Consider the following 19,686-nt stretch of genomic DNA (forward strand, 5'->3'; position numbering starts at 1 on the left):
GTTCCCGCCCCGTTCACGCACCGCCTTCACCAGCTTCGCGAACCGGTCCATCCGCAAGCCCGTGAACGTCTCCACCCACAACGGCTCAGCCCGCAACACCCCGCCCATACAGGCAAAATGCCCAGAACTGAGCCTTCTGCAACACCCTTTAGGGGCGCCTTGCCGATCGGGCCGGATCGGGGAGCGGTGTCCGGCGGATCGGGGTCGGACAGGCCGCGGTGTCCGGTGCGGCGGATCGGGGTCGGACAGGCCATGGTGTCCGGTGCGGCGCCCCGTCCCCGCCACGGCCCCGCCCCGGCCCGTCCTGGCCCGCCCCGGACCCGATCCGCCGGACACGCCCCGGTCGGGCACCCGGCCGACGGGGGGCCGAGCGGCCTTGCGTACCGTGGGGGCGTGTACCGGTTCCTGAGAACTCCCCGCTGGTGGGGGATCAACCTCTTCGTCCTCCTCGCGATCCCGTTCTGCGTCTTCATGGGGACCTGGCAGCTGGGGAAGTTCGAGGACCGCGTCGACTCCCACCAGGAGGCGGAGCAGCGGGTCGTGCCGAGCGGGGCGAAGGCCGAGCCGCTGGACGCGCTGCTCCCGGTGGACAAGGAGACCTCGGGCCGCACGGCCGAGGCGCGCGGCCGGTTCGGGGACCAGTTCCTCGTGCCGGGCCGCGAGCTGGACGGCCGGACCGGGTCGTACGTCCTGACGCTGCTGCGGACGGACGGCGGCCGGTCGCTCCCGGTGGTCCGTGGCTGGCTCCCGGAGGGCGCCCGTGCGCCCGTCCCGCCGTCCGGCGAGGTCACCGTGGTGGGCGCGCTCCAGGCCTCGGAGAACCAGGGATCGAAGGGCGTCCGCGCGGCGGGCGGGCTGCCCGAGGGGCAGCTCGGCATGATCAGCGCGGCATCCCTGGTGAACGTGGTGACGGACGACGTCTACGACGCCTGGATCACCCTCGCGGACTCCCCCGCCGGTCTCACCCCGGTCCCCGCGGCGGCCGCCGCGGGCACGGGTCTGGACGCGAAGGCGTTCCAGAACCTCGGCTACACGGCGGAGTGGTTCGTCTTCGCCGGCTTCGTGCTCTTCATGTGGTTCCGCCTGGTCCGCCGCGAGGCGGAGGCGTCCCGGGACGAGGCGCTGGGGCTGTAGGGCCCAGGGCCCGGTGAGGCCCGGCACCCGGCACCCGGCACCCGGCAAGGCTCGAAGGACCCGGCAAGGCCCGTGGGTCCCGGCGTGGGACCCGGCGCCCCGGGCGCTCGGCAGCCGCCCGGCTCCGGAGGCCCCGGGGACTCGTGTCGTGCCCCGGGGGGCGGCTCAGGGGGTGCCGATGAGGCCGGTGCGGTAGACCGTGCCGGAGCAGGCGTGGGGGACGACGGCCGACATCGAGGGGCCGCCGGGCTCCGCGGTGTGGCTGACCACGACGCTGCCGTCCGCCGGGCCGCCGGCCGCCGGGAGCAGCTGGGCTGCCGGGCCGCCGTCGGCCGGTCCCGGCTCCGGGCTGCCGCCGGTTCCGCCGGGCCCCGGGCCCCCGCTGGGGTCGGGGTTGCCGGTGGGCTCGGTCGGCACGGGCGTCGGCGGCGGAGTGGTCGGCGGGTCGACGGGGGCGGTCGGGGTCGGCGTCGGGGTGGTCCCGGTCGTCGGACAGGTCTCGCTGGGCACCCAGACGAACTTCACCTCGTAGGAGCCGTCCGGCTTCAGGAGGAGGCGGGAGGACTCCCGCGCGGCGCCGGACAGTCCGCCGCCCTCGCCGGACGCGGTGCTCCGGACCACCGCGATGCGTCCGGGGTCGGCCGCTCCCCGGGCCTCGAAGCCGACGGTCCCGGCGCCGTCCACGACACAGGCGGTGCCGGAGACGTTGACGACGCGGAAGCTGCCGTACACCTTGCCCTCGGCGTCGGGTCCGCCGGACCGCGCGCCTCCGCCGGAGAGCTGGCCGGGGGTGCAGCGGTCGGTCCGGGGGTCGATCTCCTGCGCGTCCCCGGAGGCCTCGCCGGACGCCCCGGCGTCGGTCTCCGGCTCGCCGGAGGAGCCGTCGGCCGCGCCCTCCTCGCCGTCCCGGCTCGGGGAGGCGCTGCTCGCGGGGGTCTTGGCGCTCTGGCCGCCCTCGATGCCGGTCTCGGTGCCGGTGCCGCCCTGGGCCTCCTCGCCGTGACCGGCGTTCACGGGACTGGCGGTGGTGGTGCCCTCCGAGGAGGCGACGTGCACGAAGGCCGGCACGGCCGTTCCGATGAGGACGGCGGCGGCCGCGGCGCCGACGACGGCCTGCCGCTTGCGGGCGCGCCGGGCGGGCACGGCGCGGCGCAGGTGCTCCAGCGAGCCGGGGGAGGGCTCCAGCCCCTCCACGGCGCCGTGGAGCATCCGCCGCAGCGCCAGCTCCTCGTCCCCGTCGCCCTCGCCGGGCCCGGACTCGATGTTCACCATGCGCTGTCCACTCAGATCGTCACGTTCGTCCCGGGCACGGGTCCCGGGGCCCCCGGCGACCTTACGGCCCCCGTCGCCCCCGGCGCCCGTCCCGCGTTCCTCGGGCTCCCCGGCCTCCCCGTGGTCCTCGGTGCGGTCCTCGGCGGGCGCGCCCCCCTCGGGGGCCTCGCGGCCCTCCGGGGTCACCGCGTCCTCGGCGGCCCCCTCCTCGGGGATCCTGCCCTTCTCGCCGCGCGCCCCGCTCACGACGTCGCTCCCATCGTGACGCGCAGGGCCGCGATGCCCCGCGAGCCGTACGCCTTCACCGAGCCCAGGGATATCCCCAGCGTCTCGGCGACCTGGGCCTCGGTCATGTCGGCGAAGTAGCGCAGCACGAGCACCTCGCGCTGGCGCCGCTGGAGCCCGCGCATGGCCTTGATCAGGTCGTCGCGCTCCAGCAGGTCGTACGCCCCCTCCTCCGCGCTGGCCATGTCCGGCATCGGCTTCGAGAGGAGCTTGAGGCCGAGGATGCGGCGGCGCAGCGTGGACCGGGAGAGGTTCACGACGGTCTGGCGCAGGTAGGCGAGCGTCTTCTCCGGTTCGCGGACCCGCTTGCGGGCCGAGTGGACGCGGATGAACGCCTCCTGGACCACGTCCTCGCAGGAGGCCGTGTCGTCGAGGAGCAGCGCGGCGAGTCCGAGGAGCGACCGGTAGTGGGCGCGGTAGGTCTCGGTGAGGTGGTCGACGGTGGTGCCGACGGCCGGGGCGTCCTCGCCGCTCGTGCGCGGCGACGGAACGCCGTCCACCCGGTGGGGCCGGGAATCGGTGGACACGGGAGCGATCACCGGCATCCCGCCGAGGGCCCGCGGACGCCGGAAGGGGGCGACGACGGGTCCGCGCACGGTGCCGGCGACGCCGCTCCGTGCGGGGAGCAACGCCGTGCCCGCGCCGCGCAGCGGGGCGATGGTCGCGATGTCGAGTACCTCTGCCACGCCTGTTGGACACGCCCACCCCCGGCAGGGTTGTACGCGCTCGCCGTCCTTTTCGACGACGGGTTGTTCGTCCTCATGCGCAACCGTTCTCCCCCGATGCCCCGCTTTCACAGCGCGCCCGGCGCCGCACGCCCATGGGTGCCCGCTGAGACGCGCCCCGCCCAACTACTGGTTGCAGCAAGGGGGAAGTGCATCGTCGTCCAGGACATCGTCGCAGTTCAAGGGATATCTGACGCCTATTTGCTCACAGGTCGTTCACAGATCACACAAATCCATGACACACGGCTCCCGGCGCGCGACTCCCGTCCGGGGCTCCCGACCCGCGTCCCCCGATCCGGGACCGCGTGACGCACGTCTCCCCCCGGGCGGACGGCCGCGGGCCGCCGCACGGGGGGAGACGGGGAAGAACAGGCGGAACGGGCGGGGTCAGCGCCCGGTGCCGCCGTAGACCACGGCCTCGTCCGAGTCGCTGTCCAGGCCGAAGGCGGTGTGGACGGCGCGCACGGCCTCGTTGACGTCGTCGGCGCGGGTGACGACCGAGATGCGGATCTCGGAGGTCGAGATCAGCTCGATGTTCACGCCCGCGTCGGAGAGCGCGCGGAAGAAGTCCGCGGTGACGCCCGGGTTGGTCTTCATGCCGGCGCCGACCAGGGAGATCTTGCCGATCTGGTCGTCGTAGCGCAGCGAGTCGAAGCCGATCGCGCTCTTCGCCTTCTCCAAGGCGTCGATGGCCTTGCGGCCCTCGGCCTTGGGGAGGGTGAAGGAGATGTCCGTGAGGCCGGTGGAGGCGGCGGACACGTTCTGGACGATCATGTCGATGTTGATCTCGGCGTCCGCGACGGCGCGGAAGATGGCCGCGGCCTCGCCCGGCTTGTCCGGCACGCCGACGACGGTGATCTTCGCCTCGGAGGTGTCGTGGGCGACACCCGAGATGATGGCCTGCTCCACCTTGGAGTCCCCTGTCGGTTCGTTGCTGACCCACGTGCCCTGGAGTCCGGAGAAGGACGAGCGGACGTGGATCGGGATGTTGTAACGGCGCGCGTACTCGACGCAGCGGTGCAGCAGCACCTTGGAGCCGGAGGCGGCGAGCTCCAGCATGTCCTCGAAGGAGATCCAGTCGATCTTCTTCGCCTTCTTCACCACGCGCGGGTCGGCGGTGAACACGCCGTCGACGTCGGTGTAGATCTCGCAGACCTCGGCGTCGAGCGCGGCGGCGAGCGCCACGGCGGTGGTGTCCGAGCCGCCGCGGCCGAGGGTGGTGATGTCCTTCTTGTCCTGGGACACGCCCTGGAAGCCGGCGACGATGGCGATGTTGCCCTCGTCGAGGGCGGTGCGGATCCGGCCCGGCGTGACATCGATGATGCGCGCCTTGTTGTGGACCGAGTCGGTGATGACACCGGCCTGGCTGCCGGTGAACGACTGGGCCTCGTGGCCCAGGTTTTTGATCGCCATGGCCAGCAGGGCCATGGAGATCCGCTCCCCGGCGGTCAGCAGCATGTCGAACTCACGCCCGGAAGGAATCGGGGATACCTGCCCGGCGAGATCGATCAGCTCGTCCGTCGTGTCGCCCATCGCGGAAACCACGACGACCACCTGGTGGCCGTTCTTCTTGGCGTCCACGATCCGCTTGGCGACGCGCTTGATGCCTTCGGCATCGGCAACGGAGGAGCCTCCGTACTTCTGCACGACAAGGCCCACGTGCGCTCCTCGCTCAGTCTGTGCCGCAGCCGGCGCTGCGATCGGCTCAGTCTAACGAGGGACTCGAAAACGCCTACGAGATACCGAATGGTGAGACAAGCCGCTCAGCAGGTGATCACCTGACTGAAATGCGCCGGAACGGTCCCTTCCGGAGACCGTTCCCGCCCCTGTGCGCCGCTCCCGGGGGCCGTCCCCGCCCGCGCGCCACTTCCGGGAGCCGTCCCCGTCCGCGCCTTCCACGGACCGTCCCCGCCCGCGCTACTGCCGCAGACCCAGCCCCAGCGGTCCCGCGATCTCGCGGATCATCACCCGGCCCGCCTCCTCCGCCAGGTCGTCGTCGCCGAGGTCCTCGTCCGTGTCGAGGCCGTCCAGGGCGGCGAGCGGCTGGTCGAGGCGGACGTGGGCGACGAGGGACTGGAGGGCGCGGAGGGTGGCCGAGGCGGTCGGGCCCCAGTTGGAGAAGTACGAGAACTGCCACCACCACAGGGCCTCGCTGGTCCGGCCCGCCCGGTAGTGGGCCAGTCCGTGGCTCAGGTCGGCGACGATGTCGGCCAGGTTGTCGGAGATCCGGGCCGGGACCGGGGCCTTGCGGGGCTCGTACGGGTCGAAGACCTCGGAGAAGACGTCGACCGGTTCCAGGAGGGCGGCGAACCGCTCGCGCAGGTCGTCCGCGTCCGGCTCCGGACCGGTGTCCGTCTCGTAGCGCTCGTCCGGGACGATGTCCTCGTGCGCCCCGAGCCGGCCGCCCGCCAGGAGGAGCTGGGAGACCTCCAGGAGCAGGAAGGGCACTGTGCTGTCCGGCTCGTCGCCCTTGGCCACCTCGGTGGTCGCGACGATGAAGCTCTCGATGGAGTCGGCGATCTGGACCGCGAAGTCGTCGGGGTCCTGCGTGACGGAGTGCAGTGTGGGGTCAGACATCGAGCTGCCTTCCTCGGAGCACCCACGCGTGGGCCGGGGGTGTCTTGTGGGTCATGCCGGGCTCGCGGCGCCTGGCACCGCGCCTCGCCGCGTTGTCGTCACTCGCCATGGTTCCGCCATGACTCCCTCCTCCGCCCTGCGATCCACGGCGCCAGGCGCCGCTCCCTGATCCGGCCTGACCCACAAGACACCCCCGGCGTCGTCATACATCCAGCAGCCTCCGGCCCTCGAAGGCGCGGCCCAGGGTCACCTCGTCCGCGTACTCCAGGTCGCCGCCGACCGGGAGGCCGCTCGCGAGCCGGGTGACCCGCAGGCCCATGGGCTTGATCATCCGCGCCAGGTACGTCGCGGTGGCCTCGCCCTCCAGGTTCGGGTCGGTCGCGAGGATCAGCTCGGTGACCGTGCCGTCCGCGAGCCGCGCGAGCAGCTCCCGGATGCGCAGGTCGTCCGGGCCGACGCCCTCGATGGGGCTGATCGCGCCGCCGAGGACGTGGTAGCGCCCGCGGAACTCTCGCGTCCGCTCGATCGCCACGACGTCCTTGGGCTCCTCGACCACGCAGATGACGGTCAGGTCCCGGCGCGGGTCCCGGCAGATGTTGCACTGCTCCTGCTGTGCCACGTTGCCGCAGACCGCGCAGAACCTGACCTTCTCCTTGACCTCCAGGAGCGCGTGCGCCAGCCGGCGGACGTCCGTCGGCTCCGCCTGGAGGACGTGGAAGGCGATCCGCTGCGCGCTCTTGGGACCGACGCCGGGCAGCCTGCCCAGTTCGTCGATGAGGTCCTGAACCACGCCTTCGTACAACGGAACGCCCTTCTCGGGTGTGCTTGATTCTTACGGTAGTGGCTGCGGCCGGGCCTTAGAAGCCCCGCGGGAACGGCGCCGCGGCCGGGGTCCCGGAACCGGGGTCTCAGAAGCCGAGGCCCGGCATGCCGCCCATGCCCTGCGCCAGCGGGCCCAGCTTGGCCTGCTGGAGCTGCTGCGCGTTGTCGTTGGCGGCCTGCACGGCGGCGACGATCAGGTCGGCCAGCGTCTCGGTGTCCTCCGGGTCGACCGCCCTGGGGTCGATCACCAGGCCGCGCAGCTCCCCGGAGCCGGTCACGGTCGCCCTGACCAGGCCGCCGCCCGCCTGTCCGTCGACCTCGGTGGCGGCGAGCTCCTCCTGCGCCCGCGCGAGGTCCTGCTGCATCTTCTGCGCCTGCTGGAGGAGCTGCTGCATGTTGGGCTGGCCGCCACCGGGAATCACGGTCACTCCTGAGGGTCAATTTGTCTGGCTCGGTACGCCGAGCCTACGTGGTCCCCGCCCACCCCGCCTCCATCACTCTTTCGGGTGAGAAACTGCGGGCTCCCCTACCTGATCAACACCCACTTACGGGCGGAAATCCCGGGATTCCGGGCCCATCGCCCTCCATTCGGCGGTAGGAAGGGCAGGCACCACGTGCACCGCACGCCACAGAAGGACACGAGCGACACGAGCGCCGAACCGAGCAGAGGCGCTGAGCTGAACAGAGGAGTCCCCCGGTGAGCCAGCAGCCGGAGATGCCGCCGCCGGGGCACCCCGGGGGAGACGTCCGCCCCGATCCGACCGGCCGTGACCTGAGCGGCCGCGACCTGACCGGCAGGCCCTTCCCCCTGGGGGACTGGGGCGAGCCGGCCGAGCGGCTCGACGAGCTGTACCGCTGGGTGGAGGCGAGCGCGCTGCGCACCGCCGAGTGGTACCTCTCCGACCGGGTCTGGAAGCGCCGCGCCGCCCGGCTCCTGCGGATCGGCACCGCCGTCGGGGTGATCGCGGGCGCCGCGCTGCCGCTGCTCGACCTGACCGGGGTCGCGGCGGGCACGGCCGGCTGGGGCTACCTCTCGCTGCTGCTCGGCGCCGCCTGCCTGGCCTGCGACCGGTACTTCGGGGTGACGTCGGGCTGGATAAGGGACGTGGCGACGGCACAGGCGGTGCAGCGGCGGCTCCAGGCGCTCCAGTTCGACTGGGCCTCGGAGAGCGTCCGGGAGGTCCTGGGGCCCACGGAGGGCACCGCCAGCGAGGCCGCCGAGCGCTGTCTCGGGGTGCTGCGCCGCTTCTCGGAGGACGTGACGGAGCTGGTGCGGGCGGAGACCGCCGACTGGATGGTCGAGTTCCGCTCGGGCCCGGCGCCGCTCGCGCTCCAGTCGGTCGGCGTGGTGCCGTCCCGGCCCGAGAGCGTCCAGCCGACGGGCGGGCGCTTCCCGCTGCCGCCGGGCACCCGGCCGAACATGCCGCGCCAGCGCCCCCCGGAGACCCGCTGAGGCCTCTCCGGGGGCGCCGGTCGCGGAGCGGGGCTAGCTCAGGATGATCATCGAGCCCTGGGCCAGGCTCCGGGTCGCCGCCGCGTGCAGCCCCAGCCACACGTGCCGCTCCCGGGCGAAGGGCCCCTGGTCGTGCGGGGAGGGGCCGACGGCCGGCTCGTCCAGGGCGGTCGGCCGCTCCGGCGGCAGCGGGGCGGCCGGCGGGTTCGCCGGGTCGATGCCGATCGCGGGCGCCACGAACTGCAGCTCCCGCAGCAGCCCGTGCGAGGAGCCGAGCGGCCCGCCGCCCTCCAGGAGCTCGTCGCTGGCGAGCGGCGCCGGGAAGTCGACCGGCACGTACGAGCCCGCGTGGTCGTAGTGCCAGACCAGGTGGGACTGCTGGGCGGTCGCCTCGAACATCTCCAGGAGCTGTTCGTAGTCCCCGCCCAGCTCGCCGACCGGTTCGACCGGCAGTCCGTGGACCTGGAGGAGGTAGGCGCGGCGCAGGAAGTGCAGGGCCTCGTAGTCGAAGCCGGCGACCGGGGCGACGTCGCCGGAGAGGCCGGGCATGTACGCGTAGACGGGCACGGTCGGCAGGCCCGAGGCGCTGAGGACGGCGTCGTAGGCGGCGATCTCTTCGGCGAAGGGATTGTCGGGGCTGTGGCACAGCACGTCGACGAGGGGGACCAGCCACAGGTCACAGGCCAAGGGAGGCTCGCTCTCCGTCGGTTGCAGGGACGGCCAGGGTAGTCGGATCGTCGGACGACGCCCACCCGTTGGGGACCTGCCCCCGGACGCGGTCCCTCAACCCGCCGGGCCCGCCCTACTCGCCCCGCCGCTCCAGCCGGTCCGCCCACTCGAGGGCGTGCGCGTTGTACGCCCGCACGATCGTCACGGCCGCCTCCGCGTCGCCCCGGGTGATCGCGTCGACGAGCTCCACGTGCCCGCCCCACAGCCAGCCCATGAGGTCCCGCTCGGAGCGCAGGTGGGGCACGGAGAAGGCCCAGGCCTGGACGCGGAGCCGGTGCAGGAAGTCCGCGAGGTGGTCGTTGGCGGCGATCAGCCGGCCCAGCTCGCGCCAGTAGCGGATGTCGTACCCGATGAGGACGTCCAGGTCGCCGGCGCGGGCCGCGCGCGCGGCGGCCTCGCCCCGGCGGCGCACGGAGACGAGCGCGACCCCGATGCCGGGCCCGGGGCCCGGGGGCGGGGCCGGGAGGGCGGTGGCGCGGCGGCGGAAGATGCCGTCGACCACGAGCATCCGGGCGTCGACCATCCGCCGGTAGTCGTCGACGGAGTACTGGTGGACGCGGAAGCCCCGGTGCTGGTCGGAGTCGAGGAGCCCCTGCGCGCAGAGGTCGACGAGGGCTTCGCGCACGGGCGTGGCCGAGACGCCGTACTGCTCCGCGATCTGTTTGACGGTGAACTCGCGCCCGGCCTTGAGACGGCCCGCGAGCACCTCGTCACGCAGCGCGTCCGCGATCTGCTGTCGCAGGGTGCTGCGGGTGACGCCTCCGCTCGCGGGCATGGTGGTGGGTCCCCTCCGTCCGGCTCAGGACACCCTAATCCAGACGGAGGGAACCTCTCCGGTACGCGGTCGAGCAGGGGTCTAGACCGTGTGCTCGTCGGCCACCGAGAGGGCCGCGTCCAGGGCCGCGAGGCCCTCCTTCGCCTCCGCCTCGGAGACGTTGCAGGCGGGGACGGCGTGGGTGCGGTTCATGTTCACGAAGGGCCACAGGCCGTTCTTCTTCGCGGCGGCGGCGAAGGCGGCCATGGGCGCGTTGGCCTCGCCGGACGCGTTGTACGGGACGAGCGGCTCGCGCGTCTCCCTGTTCCGGACCAGGTCGAGCGCCCAGAAGACGCCGAGGCCGCGGACCTCGCCGACCGAGGGGTGGCGCTCGGCGAGCTCGCGCAGGCCGGGGCCGAGGACGGTCTCGCCGATGTGCGCGGCGTGCTCGACGACCTTCTCGTCCTCCATGACCCGGAGGGTGGCGACGGCGGCGGCGCAGGCCAGCGGGTGGCCGGAGTAGGTCAGGCCGCCGGGGTACGGGCGCTCGTCGAAGGTGGCGGCGATCTCGGCGCTGATGGCGACGCCGCCGAGCGGCACATAGCCGGAGTTGACGCCCTTGGCGAAGGTCAGCAGGTCGGGCACGACGTCGAAGTGGTCGGCGGCGAACCACGCGCCGGTGCGGCCGAAGCCGGCCATGACCTCGTCCAGGACGAAGACGATGCCGTACCGGTCGCAGATCTCGCGCACGCCGGCGAGGTAGCCGGGCGGCGGGGTCATGATGCCGGCGGTGCCGGGGACGGTCTCCAGGACGATCGCGGCGATCGTCGCCGGACCCTCGAAGGCGATCGTGTCCTCCAGGTGCTGGAGGGCCCGCGCGCACTCCTCCGCCTCGGTGGTGGCGTGGAAGGGCGAGCGGTAGAGGAACGGCGCCCAGAAGCGCACGACGCCCGCGGAGCCGGTGTCGGAGGCCCAGCGGCGCGGGTCGCCGGTCAGGTTGATCGCGGTGGAGGTGGCGCCGTGGTACGAGCGGTAGGCGGAGAGCACCTTGGTGCGGCCCGTGTGCAGCCGGGCCATGCGGACGGCGTTCTCGACGGCCTCGGCGCCGCCGTTGGTGAAGAAGATCTTGTCCAGGTCGCCCGGGGTGCGCTCGGCGATGAGGCGTGCGGCCTCGGAGCGGACGTCGACGGCGAAGGCGGGCGCGAAGGTGGCGAGCTTCCCGGCCTGCTCCTGGATCGCGGCGACGACCTTCGGGTGCTGGTAGCCGATGTTGGTGTAGACGAGGCCGCTGGTGAAGTCGAGGTAGCGGTTCCCGTCGTAGTCCCAGAAGTACGAACCCTCGGCGCCGGCGACGGCGAGCGGGTCGATCAGGCCCTGGGCGGACCAGGAGTGGAACACGTGGGCGCGGTCGGCGGCCTTGACGGCGGCGCCGGCCTGCGGATCGGGTGCGGCGTGAGGGGTCATGCGGCCGAGGGTAAGGAACCGCAGGTGGGAAGGGCCATGGCCATCTTGTCCACCGAGACCGGGAGGGACGCGACACGTTGTTCTCCCGGCGCTCCCCCCGCGCTCCCGGCCCGTCACCATTGACAGCATACTGTCGAAATGACAGTCTCCTGTCATGGCATCCGAGAGCGACACCCCGACCGTCCACCTCGCCGTCTACGACACCCTCGCGGACTGGGAGACCGGCCACGCCACGGCCTGGCTCGCCCGCGCGGGACACACGATCAGGACCGTCGGCCCGGTCGCCGGCGAGCCCGTCACCACGCTCGCCGGCATCCGGATCGTCCCCGACCTGGCCCTCTCCGACCTGCGCCCCGAGGACAGCGCCCTGCTGATCCTGCCGGGGGCCGAGAAGTACGACGAGGGCGACGAACTGGCCCCGTTCACCGCCAAGGCCCGCGCCTTCCTCGACGCCGGGGTCCCGGTCGCCGCGATCTGCGGCGCCACGGCGGGCCTGGCCCGCGAGGGCCTGCTCGACGACCGCCGCCACACCAGCGCGGTCTCCTTCTACCTGGCCGCCACCGGCTACGCGGGCGCCGAACACTACGTCGACGCGGACGCGGTGCGGGACGGCGACCTCATCACGGCGGGCCCGACCGAGCCGGTCGCCTTCGCCCGCGAGATCTTCGCCCGCCTCGGGGCGTACGAGGGGAAGCGGGACGCCTGGTTCCGCCTCTTCCACGACTCGGACCCGGCGGCCTTCGCCGAACTGAACGGATGAGCCGCGCGCAGCAGGACGCCCTGTCCCGCACGGCCCTGGGCGTCTTCCGCCTGAACGGCCAGTTCCTCGCCGTCTCGGAGAAGCTGGCCGAGCCCGCGGGCCTGACCGCCGCCTGGTGGCAGGTCCTCGGGGCCGTCCTCCCCGAACCCCTGCCGGTCGCCGGGATCGCCCGCGTCATGGGCATCACCCGCCAGAGCGTCCAGCGCGTGGCCGACCTCCTCGTACGGGAGGGCCTCGCGTCCTACGAGCCGAACCCGGCCCACCGCCGCGCCAAGCTCCTCTCCCCCACCGAGGCGGGCCGGGCGGCGGTCCGCCGCGTCGACCCGGGCCACGCGGAGCTCGCGGCGCTCCTCCAGCGCGAACTGGGCGGGCAGGAGGCGTTCGACGAGACCGTACGGGTCCTGGAACGCCTCTCCCGGGCCCTCACGGCCCTGGAGGGGTCTGCGCCGGGAGCGGCGGACGCCGATCCATCAGCTCCGTGACGGCGCTCCTCAGGAGCAGCGGATGCACGAACCGGTCGGGTCCTGTCGGCGGGCACCGCCACGCGAGCGGCCAGGTCCGGCCGGTCAGCGCGGGCACCGGCACGTAACTCACGTGCGCGGGCCCGGCACCGAACCGGGTCACCCCGCGCGGCCACGACGTGTGGGACGTCGTCCCCGGCGGCACCAGGAAGTAGACCCCGCGCCGCCCGTTCGCCTCGATGACGACCGGCCCCGGATCGCCGTTGGTGAGCGCCTCCATCCAGTCGGCCAGCCGACGCCCGTCGTCGCCGTCCACTCGAACGGCGTCGAATTGTACGCCGGCCTTACGAAGCTGGAATCCGGAAACTGGAATCCAGTCGACGTTCACTTCCCGATTCTCTTCAATCACCAGGACATGTTCCCGCGCCGACGCTAGCGTTTTCCACGACTGCTGACGGTGCGTCGGCATTCTGTCGACCTGCGTCAACGCAGCTTGAATGCAGGCGAATTGGGCGGGGAGCATTTGAGACCGGTTGAGACCGGTTGAGTTCGAATGGGGAGCGCGATGGCACGAGTGGAGAACAGGGAACCGATGGGCCCGGCGGCGCGGATGGCGGCGTCGTTGGCCAAGAGAATGCGCGTGAAGAAAGGCATGACACAGGAACAGCTCGGCACGGAGATGGGTTATACCGGCGCGGCGATCAGCGCGATGGAGCGGATGATCCAGCCGGTGAGCGACGAAATGCTGGCGCAGCTCGAAGAGGCGCTGAGCAACGGGACGGGCATCTTCCAGGAGCTGCGGGAACTCGTACGGCTGGAAAAACTGCCGGAGCAGTTCCGTGGGTACGCGCCGATCGAACAGAAGGCGGTGGCGCTGTGGCTGTACGCGAACCACGTCGTCCACGGCCTCTTCCAGACGGAGGCGTACGCGTGGGCGCTGATCGCGGGCGGCCACCCGGAGCCGACTTCGGAGCGGACCGAGGAGCTGGTGGTCGGCCGGATGGCGCGGAAGGTGTTGTTCGACCGGAAGCCGGTGTGCGAGATCGAGCTGATCCTCGACGAGTCGGTGTTGAAGCGGCCGTTCGGGAACAACGAGGTCATGCGGGAGCAGCTGGAGTACTTGGCGGAGTGCGCGCGGAGGAGGAACGTGAACCTTCAGGTGCTACCCATGGACGCAGGGCTGGACGGAGAGTACGCAGGTGCGCACGGCGAACTGAACATCGTGGAGACCTCGGCCCACGACCGGGTGACCTACCTGGAGGTGCAGCGAGAGAGCCTGCTGATCACCGACCGGGCGAAGGTCAGTGGGCACATGCAGCAGTATGCGAAGATCCGAGCACAGGCCCTGGATCCGCGCAGGTCGCTGGGCGTCATCGAGGAGTTGGCGGGAGTACGGAGATGAACGACACCCTGCAGTGGTTCAAGTCCAGCTACAGCGACAGCAGTGGCGGCAACTGCATCGAGGTGGCTTTCGCGTGGCGCAAGTCCTCGTACAGCGATGCCAGCGGCGGCAACTGCGTCGAGGTCGCCGCCTGCCCCCACGCCGTGCACCTGCGCGACTCCAAGCAGCAGGACGGCGGGCCCACGTTCGCCGTGGAGCCCGCCGCCTGGAGCCAGTTCGTCGCCTGGCAGAGCTGACCGCTAGCAGTACAGGTTCGCGCCGGTCGGCACGCCCAGGATCTGGGTGTACTGCTGGTACTTGGTGACCCGGCTCTGGACCTGGGCCGGGTTGCCGCCGTTGCACTCCAGGGTGCCGTTGATCGAGCGGATCGTCTCGCCGAAGCCCGCGCCGTTGACCATGGCGTTGTGGCCGGTCATCGTGCCGGGGCCGTTCTGGGTGTTCCAGTACCAGAGGCCGGTGGCCATGGCGACGGCCGGGTCCTGCTCGACGCGCCACGGGTTGCCCAGGAGGTCGATGCCGAGGGCGTCACCGGCGGCCTTGTAGTTGAAGTTCCAGGAGAGCTGGATCGGCCCGCGGCCGTAGTACGCGGCCTGGCCGGCGGGGCAGCCGTAGGGCTTCCCGGCGTCGCAGTAGTGCGGGTAGTTGGCCGTGTTCTGCTCGACGATGTAGTAGAGCCCGGCGGTCTCGTGGGAGACGTTGGCGAGGAAGGCCGCGGCCTCCTGCTTCTTCACCGTGTCGCTGCCGGTGTTGGCGAAGGCCGGGTACGACTTGAGGGCGTTGACCAGGCCCGCGTACGTGTAGAACGGGTTCCGGTTCGGGAACATCTGGTTGAACTGGGCCTCGGAGACCACGAAGCCGTTGTTCTGGCCGCCGTCGCCACCGCCGCCGGTGCCGCAGGCGCCCTCGTCGCGCCAGACGTCCGAGGAGCCGGGTCGCTCGTTCTGCGTCCACCACTTCGCGTACCAGTTGTGGCCGTTGTACGAGGCGGTCTTGCCGCCGGTGTAGACCGTGGAGGAGTTCCACGCCGTCACGCAGGCGGGAGCCGCCCCTGCCGAGGCCGCGGGCACCAGTACGGCGACACCGACGGCCGTACAGAGCGCGGCGAACAGGGTGAGCAGCTTACGGAGCATCGCTCGTCCTTCCGGGTGGGGGGGTCCGGGTTCGGGAAGGGCCAGCGAAGCGTGATTGGTCTGGACCTGTCAAGGTCTAGACCAGAAATCGTGACAGTGGGATGCCTCGACGGGCTTCTCCGGGCGGGCGGTTGGAGGCCGCCCGCCCGGAACGCGCCGCCTACAGCAGGTTGTAGACCTGGAAGCCGGTGCCGATCCGCACCGGCGACTTGAACACGGTCTGGCCCTCGCCCGTGCCCGAGTAGCGGAGCAGGTCGCCGCTCGGCTTGCGGGCGATCAGGTCCGCCGTGCCGTCGGAGTCGAGGTCGCCGACCGACAGCAGCCGGTCGAAGGTGTTCCAGCCGCCGCCGATCTTCGTGCGGCCCGTGAACGGGGCCTTGTAGTCGCCGGTCCCCTTGTAGAGCCACAGGACGCCGCTCTTGTCCCGGGCGACGATGTCGGCCTTCCCGTCACCGGTCAGGTCGCCCTGGCCCGCGAGCTGGGTGTACTGGTCCCAGCCGCCGCCGACCCGGATGCGCGGGGTGAGCGCGCCCTCCGGGTAGGCGAGGTACAGCCACAGGACGCCGGTCTTGTCGAGGCCGAGCAGGTCGGCCTCCCCGGCCCCGCCGAGGTCGCCGGGCGAGAGGACCTGGGTGTAGATGTTCCAGCCCGTGCCGACGTCCCTCCGGTGGGACTCGAGGTCCTCGTCGATCCAGGAGTAGAACAGCCGTCCGTCCACCATGCGGGACCAACCGCCGTCGCTCCAGCCGTCCTTGTCGTTGTCGACGTCGATCGAGTTGACGAAGCCCTCGAAGGAGACCCCGACGTCGTAGCGCGGGTCGAAGCCGCCCGCCTCGTCCGGGAAGTACAGGTACAGGTTCTGCGTCTGCCTGTCGACGGCGGTCATCGAGAAGGACGGCGTGTGCACCGTGCCGGGCTCGCCGGTGAGCGCGCCCGCCTTCGGCGGCTCGGCGGCCCGGTGCCGGGCCTCGGCCTCGGCCCGCGCCCGGTCGGCCCCGCCCGGGGCTCCGGTGGCGAAGGCCGTGCCGGCGGTGGTCGCCGCCGCGACGGCGACGGCGGTGGTCACGAGCGCTGCCCTGAGCGCGCGCAGACGTCGTTCGGTCTTCATCAGGTGTCCCCCCTGTGAGGTCCCCACGGCGGCGCGTGCTGCGTCCACCGGTGATCACGACCCTCTCACGCGGGTCTGACAGCACGCACACGAGTTCTTCCGCCCTGCCTCCCCTCCTCCGCCCCCGGGTTCAGTCGAAGCGGACGTGCCGGATCCCGACCGCCGCCCGGCGCAGCCGCGCCCGGAGCGGGCCGCCGGTGTCGGGCGTGAGGTCGAGCCCGGCCGAGGCGGCGATCCGGTCGGCCACCCGCGGGACCGTCAGGCGGTCGGTGCGGACGTGCTCCGCGAACTCCTCGCCGCGCAGCCGCTCCAGGCACAGGTCGAGCTTCGACACGGCGAAGCTCTCCCGCCGCAGCGGCGCGTCCTTCCCGCCCAGGACCCGCACCGCGTGCCCGAAGCCGCGCTCGCGCAGCCGGCGCAGGACCGTCGCGCGCTCGGCGAGCAGCGCGAAGTGCCGCACGTCGTGTCCGGCCGCGCGCAGCCGCCCGACCGTCTCGTCGAAGGACCGGGGCTCCACGACCGTCATCGGCGCGATCACCACGCCCGGGTGCCTCCGGAGCGCCAGGTCCAGGACCTCGTACACGCCCTGCCGCCAGGCCGGGAGGTCCTGGAAGTCGCCCCGGAGGCCCGGGGGCGTCATGCGGTGCAGGCCGAAGCCGACGTGCTCGGGATCGCAGACCACGCTCCCCGGAAGCCGCCTCCGCAGCTCGTACGCGGTCTGCGTCTTGCCCCCGCCGAACGGTCCGTTGATCCAGATCAGCATCCCCGGAGTCTAGGAAACCCCGGGCGCCGGCGGTCAGATCAGCAGCACGATCCGGCCCGGCCGGTGGCCGGCCTCCGCCCGGCGGTGGGCCTCGGCGGCGGACGCCAGGGGCACGATGTCGGCCGTCCGGGTGGCCAGCTCGCGGGCGGCGACGCCGTCCAGGATCGCCTTCAGACGGGCCGCGTCCGGGCGGGGCCGGACCGCGGTGACGTCGATGTCCCGGACCCGGTCCGGCAGCCGCTCCCCGGAGGCCGAGACGAACCTCCCACCGTCCCGCAGGGCGGGCAGCAGCGGGGCGCCGATGAGCGCGGCGTCCAGGACGGCCGCGACGCCCTCGGGGACGTGGGCGCGCACCTTGGCGACGACGTCCGCCGGGTCCCCGCGCGGGACCAGCTCCTCGGCGCCGAGCTTCAGCAGCTCGTGCCGGACGTCCTCGTCCGCGAGGGCGACCACCCGGTACCCCGCGGCGGCGGCGTGCTGGACGGCGAAGCGGCCCACCACCCCGCCGGCCCCGCTGACCAGGACCGGGGAGCCCTCGGGAAGGTCCAGGAGGTCGACGGCCTGGTCGGCGACCAGCGCCGAGAGCGGAACCGAGGCGGCCGTCGTGAAGTCCATGTCGTCCGGGATCGGCGCCAGCCACTCGGGGGCGGCGCGGATCACCTCCGCGTACGAGCCCTCGCCCGTCCCCTCCGACACCCAGGGGATGAAACCGGCCACCCGGGTGCCCTCGGGGAGGCCGGGCGCGGCGTCCAGGAGCACGCCCGCGAAGTCGAAGCCGAGGACGAAGGGCGGGGCCAGCTCGCCCAGGAAGGCGGCCCACTGCCCGGAGCGGATCCGCAGGTCCGCCTGGTGCACGGCGGCGGCCTTGAGCCGTACGCGCACCCGGCCCGGGACGTCACCGGCCTCCGGCTCGGGGCGGTTGGCGATCCTGAGGACCTCGGGTCCGCCGTAGGAGATCACTTCGACGACGCGCATGGGGCACTCCTGCACTGCTCGGTGCTGCTCGTGTACTCCTCGTACGGATGCCCCCTCGTGGCCATTACACAGAGGCTCCCCACCTCCGGCAACCGCTGATGGCCCGGCCGCGCGACTCCGGGAGGACGGTCGGCGGGGCGGCCGGAAGGCGAGCGGGAGGACGGTCGGGCAGGCCGCCGGACACGCGTCCGGAATCCGGCTTGCGGAAGGAAGAACACCAGGTGACGGGTGGCGACACCCCCCACGGAACCGCACACGCGTCCGTACCGTCACGCGCATGGACTGGTTCACCTCCGAGAACCTCGTCGCCGTGGTCACCGCGCTCATCGGCGTCCTGGTCTCGATCGGCGTCGCCTGGTACCAGTGGTGGGTGCTGCGCCAGCGGCGGATCGGCTACCGCGTCCAGCTGGACACGGCCATCGGCGGCGGGGCGAACGGCGCCGCCGCCAGCACCGGCGCGGCCGTGCGGCGCGGCTACTTCGACGCCAGCCCCGGCCTGGAGGACGCCACCCTCGTCCTGCTCAGGATCGAGAACGACGGGGCCCTGACCGTCACCGCCGACCACTACACGGACGGGGACGACCACGGGCTCACGGTGGAGTTCGAGGGGCGGCACGTGAAGGCGGTCGTCGTCACCGCCCCCGACCACCCCCGCCTCCTCAGCCACTTCCCCGGGACCTGGACGGGCCCCGCCGAGGGCGCCACCAGCATCCCGCTGCCCAAGGTCCCGCTCAACCGGGGCGCCTACTACAAGCTGCTCGTCCTGCTCGGCGGCGGCCCGATCGGCAGCGCGGTCAGGGTCGACGGCAGCATCGCCGAGGGCCGCGTCCACCCCACCCGCAGCCTCACCCCGGACGACAAGCTGCCCGTCTTCAGCCGGGCCGCGCTGACCGTCACGGTCGTCCTCACCGCGTGCGTCGTCGCCCTCGCCGCGATCATCGTCCGGGAGGAGGCCCCGCCGCCGATCGGCTGCGCCCGCGGCACCCTCACGGTCACCGGCTCGACGGCCTTCGCGCCCGTCGCGAAGGAGCTCGCGAAGCGGTACGAGAAGGAGTGCGAGGGCGCCACGGTGATCGTGGACGCGCACGGCTCGACCACCGGCGTCCGGGAACTGGACGCCGCCGGGAGGAAGGCGGCCGCGGCGAAGAAGGGCCCGCCCGCCGTCGTCGCGCTCTCCGACGGCCGCAAGCCGAACGGCCACCCGGAGCTGCGCGAGACCCCGGTCGCCGTCTCCCTCTTCACCCTCGTCGTCCACGACGGGATACCCGTCGCCGACCTGAGCCGGGACCAGATCCGGCGCGTCTACCGGGGCGACATCACCAACTGGAGCGCGCTCGGCGGCCCGGACCTGCCGATCCGGCTGGTGAGCCGGAACGCCGGCTCCGGCACCAGGGAGGTCTTCCAGCGCCGGGTCCTCGGAGAGAACGAACCGGCCCACTCCTCCCTCGACTGCGAGCACCGCGACGACCCGCGGGCGAAGGTGACCCGCTGCGAACTCGACTCCACCGAACAGGTCCTGGACACCGTCGCCGGGCTCCCGGGGGCCGTCGGCTACGGCGAACTGCGCGCGAGCGGCACCGTGAAGGGCCTGCACCGGGTGGCGATCGACGGCCGCGGGGCCGACGCCGACGAACCGGGCGCGTCCCCCTACCCGTACCGGGAGATCGAGTACGCCTACACCTGGGGCGAGCCGCCGGCCGGCTCCCTGACGGCCGGCTTCCTCACCTATCTCACCCGGGGCGGCGGCCAGGACGTCGTCCGCGTCCACGGCCACCTGCCCTGCGCCACCCCGAAGGGGCTGAGGGCCTGCGGGGACGGCTGAGCGCCCCCCCGGGCGGCCCGGCGACTCCCGGGGACGGGCGCCGACCGGTC

Annotated in this window: 21 protein-coding genes and 1 pseudogene; 7 read left to right on the top strand and 15 right to left on the bottom strand. The window is 72.8% G+C overall.

The window, feature by feature from the left end; translation table 11 throughout:
* Positions 1 to 108, bottom strand: a pseudogene (locus ACIQKA_RS15765) (IS5/IS1182 family transposase); the annotation flags it as partial.
* A gap of 285 nt (positions 109 to 393) precedes the next feature.
* Here ACIQKA_RS15765 and ACIQKA_RS15770 point away from each other — a divergent pair.
* On the top strand, positions 394 to 1,134 hold the full coding sequence (locus ACIQKA_RS15770; protein ID WP_383150155.1) for an SURF1 family protein: 741 nt from the start codon (positions 394 to 396) through the stop codon (positions 1,132 to 1,134).
* A 165-nt stretch (positions 1,135 to 1,299) separates the two neighbouring features.
* Here ACIQKA_RS15770 and ACIQKA_RS15775 read toward each other — a convergent pair whose 3' ends face one another.
* From ACIQKA_RS15775 to ACIQKA_RS15800, 6 genes are all read right to left on the bottom strand, one after another.
* The gene (locus tag ACIQKA_RS15775) at positions 1,300 to 2,652 is read right to left on the bottom strand and encodes a hypothetical protein (protein ID WP_391094749.1); all 1,353 of its coding nucleotides are present in this window, start codon (positions 2,650 to 2,652) and stop codon (positions 1,300 to 1,302) included.
* On the bottom strand, positions 2,649 to 3,377 hold the full coding sequence (locus ACIQKA_RS15780) for a SigE family RNA polymerase sigma factor (protein WP_383150151.1): 729 nt from the start codon (positions 3,375 to 3,377) through the stop codon (positions 2,649 to 2,651). The genes ACIQKA_RS15775 and ACIQKA_RS15780 overlap by 4 nt, the downstream gene beginning before the upstream one ends.
* A 426-nt stretch (positions 3,378 to 3,803) precedes the next feature.
* Entirely contained in the window at positions 3,804 to 5,075 is a 1,272-nt protein-coding gene (locus ACIQKA_RS15785) for an aspartate kinase (RefSeq protein ID WP_062754156.1), read from the bottom strand.
* A gap of 258 nt (positions 5,076 to 5,333) precedes the next feature.
* Positions 5,334 to 5,993 carry a DUF5063 domain-containing protein gene (locus ACIQKA_RS15790; RefSeq protein ID WP_383150149.1) on the bottom strand — a complete coding sequence of 220 codons (660 nt, stop codon included), beginning with the start codon at positions 5,991 to 5,993 and terminating at the stop codon, positions 5,334 to 5,336.
* Positions 5,994 to 6,195: 202 nt separating this feature from the next.
* Positions 6,196 to 6,795, bottom strand: coding sequence for a recombination mediator RecR (gene recR / locus ACIQKA_RS15795; RefSeq protein ID WP_188271073.1), 600 nt, complete (start codon positions 6,793 to 6,795; stop codon positions 6,196 to 6,198).
* 106 nt (positions 6,796 to 6,901) lie between these two features.
* On the bottom strand, positions 6,902 to 7,237 hold the full coding sequence (locus tag ACIQKA_RS15800) for a YbaB/EbfC family nucleoid-associated protein (RefSeq protein WP_383150147.1): 336 nt from the start codon (positions 7,235 to 7,237) through the stop codon (positions 6,902 to 6,904).
* A gap of 293 nt (positions 7,238 to 7,530) precedes the next feature.
* On the opposite strand from ACIQKA_RS15800, the gene ACIQKA_RS15805 reads away from it, so the two are divergent.
* A complete protein-coding gene (locus tag ACIQKA_RS15805; RefSeq protein WP_383150347.1) occupies positions 7,531 to 8,268 on the top strand; it encodes an SLATT domain-containing protein in 738 nt (245 codons plus the stop codon).
* 33 nt (positions 8,269 to 8,301) lie between these two features.
* Here the strand turns inward: ACIQKA_RS15805 and ACIQKA_RS15810 are convergent, their stop codons facing one another.
* The 3 genes from ACIQKA_RS15810 to ACIQKA_RS15820 form a co-directional block, all read right to left on the bottom strand.
* Positions 8,302 to 8,955: a hypothetical protein gene (locus ACIQKA_RS15810; protein WP_383150145.1), complete on the bottom strand. Its 654-nt coding sequence runs from the start codon at positions 8,953 to 8,955 to the stop codon at positions 8,302 to 8,304.
* 115 nt (positions 8,956 to 9,070) lie between these two features.
* A complete protein-coding gene (locus ACIQKA_RS15815; protein WP_383150143.1) occupies positions 9,071 to 9,772 on the bottom strand; it encodes a GntR family transcriptional regulator in 702 nt (233 codons plus the stop codon).
* Positions 9,773 to 9,853: 81 nt separating this feature from the next.
* Positions 9,854 to 11,215 (bottom strand): aspartate aminotransferase family protein, encoded by a 1,362-nt coding sequence (locus ACIQKA_RS15820; protein ID WP_383150141.1) that lies wholly within the window; start codon positions 11,213 to 11,215, stop codon positions 9,854 to 9,856.
* A gap of 154 nt (positions 11,216 to 11,369) precedes the next feature.
* Between ACIQKA_RS15820 and ACIQKA_RS15825 the strand changes: the two genes are divergently transcribed.
* Both ACIQKA_RS15825 and ACIQKA_RS15830 read left to right on the top strand, forming a co-directional pair.
* A complete protein-coding gene (locus ACIQKA_RS15825; RefSeq protein WP_402541275.1) occupies positions 11,370 to 11,975 on the top strand; it encodes a DJ-1/PfpI family protein in 606 nt (201 codons plus the stop codon).
* Positions 11,972 to 12,457, top strand: coding sequence for a MarR family winged helix-turn-helix transcriptional regulator (locus ACIQKA_RS15830; RefSeq protein WP_402541276.1), 486 nt, complete (start codon positions 11,972 to 11,974; stop codon positions 12,455 to 12,457). The genes ACIQKA_RS15825 and ACIQKA_RS15830 overlap by 4 nt, the downstream gene beginning before the upstream one ends.
* On the opposite strand, the gene ACIQKA_RS15835 is transcribed toward ACIQKA_RS15830, so the two are convergent.
* Positions 12,399 to 12,824, bottom strand: a complete 426-nt coding sequence (locus ACIQKA_RS15835) for a hypothetical protein (protein ID WP_402541480.1) — start codon at positions 12,822 to 12,824, stop codon at positions 12,399 to 12,401. The two genes, ACIQKA_RS15830 and ACIQKA_RS15835, sit on opposite strands and share 59 nt — an antisense overlap.
* A 177-nt stretch (positions 12,825 to 13,001) precedes the next feature.
* Between ACIQKA_RS15835 and ACIQKA_RS15840 the strand changes: the two genes are divergently transcribed.
* A complete protein-coding gene (locus ACIQKA_RS15840; protein WP_402541277.1) occupies positions 13,002 to 13,838 on the top strand; it encodes a helix-turn-helix transcriptional regulator in 837 nt (278 codons plus the stop codon).
* On the top strand, positions 13,835 to 14,074 hold the full coding sequence (locus ACIQKA_RS15845) for a DUF397 domain-containing protein (RefSeq protein ID WP_391094757.1): 240 nt from the start codon (positions 13,835 to 13,837) through the stop codon (positions 14,072 to 14,074). The genes ACIQKA_RS15840 and ACIQKA_RS15845 overlap by 4 nt, the downstream gene beginning before the upstream one ends.
* A 3-nt stretch (positions 14,075 to 14,077) precedes the next feature.
* Here ACIQKA_RS15845 and ACIQKA_RS15850 read toward each other — a convergent pair whose 3' ends face one another.
* The 4 genes from ACIQKA_RS15850 to ACIQKA_RS15865 form a co-directional block, all read right to left on the bottom strand.
* Entirely contained in the window at positions 14,078 to 14,968 is an 891-nt protein-coding gene (locus ACIQKA_RS15850; protein WP_383150135.1) for a glycoside hydrolase family 19 protein, read from the bottom strand.
* A 160-nt stretch (positions 14,969 to 15,128) separates the two neighbouring features.
* Entirely contained in the window at positions 15,129 to 16,076 is a 948-nt protein-coding gene (locus ACIQKA_RS15855) for an FG-GAP repeat domain-containing protein (protein WP_383150133.1), read from the bottom strand.
* Positions 16,077 to 16,206: 130 nt separating this feature from the next.
* Positions 16,207 to 16,839, bottom strand: a complete 633-nt coding sequence (locus ACIQKA_RS15860) for an AAA family ATPase (RefSeq protein WP_402541279.1) — start codon at positions 16,837 to 16,839, stop codon at positions 16,207 to 16,209.
* Positions 16,840 to 16,872: 33 nt separating this feature from the next.
* On the bottom strand, positions 16,873 to 17,814 hold the full coding sequence (locus tag ACIQKA_RS15865) for an NADP-dependent oxidoreductase (RefSeq protein WP_383150129.1): 942 nt from the start codon (positions 17,812 to 17,814) through the stop codon (positions 16,873 to 16,875).
* Positions 17,815 to 18,091: 277 nt separating this feature from the next.
* Here ACIQKA_RS15865 and ACIQKA_RS15870 point away from each other — a divergent pair, with 277 nt between their 5' ends.
* Positions 18,092 to 19,636, top strand: a complete 1,545-nt coding sequence (locus tag ACIQKA_RS15870) for a substrate-binding domain-containing protein (RefSeq protein WP_383150128.1) — start codon at positions 18,092 to 18,094, stop codon at positions 19,634 to 19,636.
* Positions 19,637 to 19,686 lie beyond the last annotated feature (50 nt).

Origin of the sequence: Streptomyces sp. NPDC092045 (genome assembly GCF_044756005.1) — a bacterium.
Lineage (GTDB): Bacteria > Actinomycetota > Actinomycetes > Streptomycetales > Streptomycetaceae > Streptomyces.